2 protein-coding genes and 1 pseudogene are annotated in these 2,864 nt (G+C 67.7%); all 3 read left to right on the top strand.

Annotated elements, in window-relative coordinates; translation table 11 throughout:
* Positions 1-86 precede the first annotated feature (86 nt).
* Positions 87-965 carry a hypothetical protein gene (locus R5W23_RS06345; RefSeq protein WP_320685608.1) on the top strand — a complete coding sequence of 293 codons (879 nt, stop codon included), beginning with the start codon at positions 87-89 and terminating at the stop codon, positions 963-965.
* Positions 966-1,076: 111 nt separating this feature from the next.
* Positions 1,077-1,337, top strand: coding sequence for a hypothetical protein (locus R5W23_RS06340; RefSeq protein WP_320685607.1), 261 nt, complete (start codon positions 1,077-1,079; stop codon positions 1,335-1,337).
* 162 nt (positions 1,338-1,499) lie between these two features.
* Positions 1,500-2,864: pseudogene (locus R5W23_RS06335) on the top strand (hypothetical protein); the annotation flags it as partial.

Here is a 2,864-nt window from a genome sequence, read left to right as displayed (position 1 = left end):
CCGTGGGCGGCACCGGTTCCGCCGGCGCGGCGCCGCCTTCCGTGCCTCCGACACCTCCGCCGAGCGGCCGCGCCGGGGCGAGCGCGGTGCCTCAAGGTCCTCGGGCAACGGCGGCTGAAATCTCCGAGCGAAGTCGCATCGACAAGAAATTCAAGAAGGCCCCGGACCCCGAAGCGGATGTCGTCGGCTACCTCGCCTGCGCGGGGGATAAGGAGTGGGACAAACTGCAGCGCCCGGCCAAGAAGGGCACCAAGCACGCGGCGGCGGTCGTCCGCCTCGGCGAGCACTTGGCCGCCGCCATCGTCGGGTCGAAACCCGCGGCGGCCAACACCGGCATCACGGACGTTCCGGCCACCGTCGAGTTGTCTGACGGGCCGATGGACGCTGCCTTCGACGCGAAGCTCGCTCAGGTGCGCAGTCGCGATCGGGTGATGGTGAGCTACCCGAATGCCGACTGGATCGATAAACGCAAGCAAGCGCGAGACCAGAATAAGCTGTATGTAACCTTTGTGATTCACCCCGGGTTCCCGGGCCGGTCACAGCGCCAGGGGCACCAGCAAGGGAGAATCGTGCTCCGGATCGGTGGCGGCGACACGTATTTCCCGAAGGACGGCGCGCCACCCACCTTGCCCCCCACGGCGCCGCCCGACACGATGATCGATCTGGGGCCGATCTCGGGTAAAATGACCGACTTCGTTAAGGACAAGCAGGCACTGGGCGACATGAGGGCCAAGGCCCGCGCGGGGCTGAAACAGCACTCGCGGCAACGCTGGGAGGCTCGGGTTGAAGGGGAGCAGATCGCGGTACTCGAAGTTCAAGGGGCGACTCTTCGGCCCAAAGAATTTGGCGGGCTGCTCAAAGGCGCGCTGAAGGCGGGGAACCCAGAGATGTTGGCGGAACTTCGGCGCCTACTTCAGGCACATGATGCACTCGCGCAGTCACAAAACACGGGCGCCCAACCGTGAGTCGAACGCGCGACCGCTCTAGCTAATTGCGAACGAATCATATCCGTCAAACGGTGCGCTACGGTTTCAGATAGGCAAATTGCTATTCTCGACATACAGGAAGCTATCGTCATGAAGTCGTGGGATGAGATGAGCGACGAGGAGCGGGTCGCGTGGTACGAGCGGTTCGGGGAAGGAATGACGACGGCCGAAGCCGCCGCTCTGGCTCGTGGTATCCTCCAGAACCCTGAGACGCTGGCCGAGGCCCGTCGGTTGCTGGCGGAACACGATGCCGCGCAGAGTACCCCAAACTCGGTGCCTGATGCCCCGCAACCGCCCGAGGTGCCCGATCCGCCACCGCCCGTGAAGCCGAAGAAGAAGCGCAAGAGCTGAGCCGCACGCACGACCCCGGGGCGTTCGTGTGTTCGCGGCGCGACCCACCCCCGGCCCCTCCCTGAAGGGAGGGGAGCAAAGCCGCTCGCGCGCCGATCCCGCCCCGGGCACGCGGTGGTTCCTGCTCCCCTCCCTGCAGGGAGGGGCCGGGGGTGGGTCTTCGTGCGTCTGACGCAGGCGCGTCAGGAGCGGGTGAAGGCGTTCGCGTGCCGGGTGGCGGCGCGGGTGCTGGAGTTCTGCGCGCGGTCGGGGCGTCTGCCGCGTGGGGTGTCGAAGTGGGTGCGTGCGGTGGGCACGTGCCGGCCGGTGGTGATCGCGGACGAGGAGAAGAAGGCGCGGACGTTCCTGGCCTTGTACCAGCAGAACTGCGCGGACCCGATGGAGTTCGTGCGGTCGACGGGCGCGGACCCGGAGCAGGTGGCGGCGAACATCCGGGCGTGGAAGGCGCGGTTCGAGCCCCCGGGTCCAGGCGGCGGGGGCGGGCTGCCGCCCGGCGGACCGACACCGGCGCCGCCGGGCAGCGCCGGCGGGGACGGGAGCAGCCCGAACGCGCCGGTCGGGGAGGGGCGCCCGCCGTGCGCGTGCCACGGGCTCGCGCGGGAGAGCACGGGCGACGGCGGAGCCACGCCGGGAAAGCATCAGGACAAGAACGGTAACCCGTACTGCCTGGACGAGCACGGCGTGCGGACCAAGTGCCCGGACGAGGGGGGCGCAGGGGCCGATGGGAACGATTCGCCAGCCGGAGCGAAGGACGGTTTCGACGCGGCGGCGGTGGGGAAGCAGTTGGTGGATGAGAAGCTGGTGCCCGACGAGAAGGAGCTGAACGAGATCCGCGCGAACGGCATCCCGAAGGGCGGGAAGCACGAGGACAAGGTTGAGAAGAGGTGGGAGCAGGTCATCGCCCGGGTGCTGGGGCCGGGGTGGGTGGTCAGCACGTCGTCGAACGCCGCGGCCGACGTGACCGGTAGTCTAGAGATCGACGGTAAGCCGTGTCGCGTTGTGCTCGACGGGAAGTTCAGCGTCGCCGTCGGGGCGACGTACGATCAACTCCCGGACGCGGTGCAGAACAAGTTAAAGGACTCGGCCAAGCACGGCGAAAACACGGTCGTCGCCTACGTCGTGGCGTACCACACGCCGGCAACGGGCAACGGCGGTGTAGCGGACGACGGGGTCTACTTGCGCATCGGCGCGATGCCGCAGGTGATTAACGTGTCCGACAGCGTGGTGAAGCGGGCGCGGGAGTTCGGCCCGTTTCGGATTCTGGACAAGGGCCAGTACGCGGCCTTACGCGAAGGCAAGCCGGAAGCCGTGCAGGCGCTGCGCGACAACCTGATTCAGCGGCTCACGGCGATCGATCTCAAGCGGTACAAGGCCCAAGAGCAACTTGACGACGTGGCGCAAACGGGTAAGGCCGCGGATAAGCTGAGTGAGATGGTTGAGGCGTCGCAAAAGCACGCCGTGGACCCGAAGGCCGTCGGGAAGCAAACGGCCGCCGCGCTGAGCGGGGCCAACGCGGCGGTCCGGAAT

The organism is Gemmata algarum (assembly GCF_034097035.1).
GTDB classification, from domain to species: domain Bacteria; phylum Planctomycetota; class Planctomycetia; order Gemmatales; family Gemmataceae; genus Gemmata; species Gemmata algarum.
This window is presented reverse-complemented; position numbering and strand designations above follow the sequence as displayed.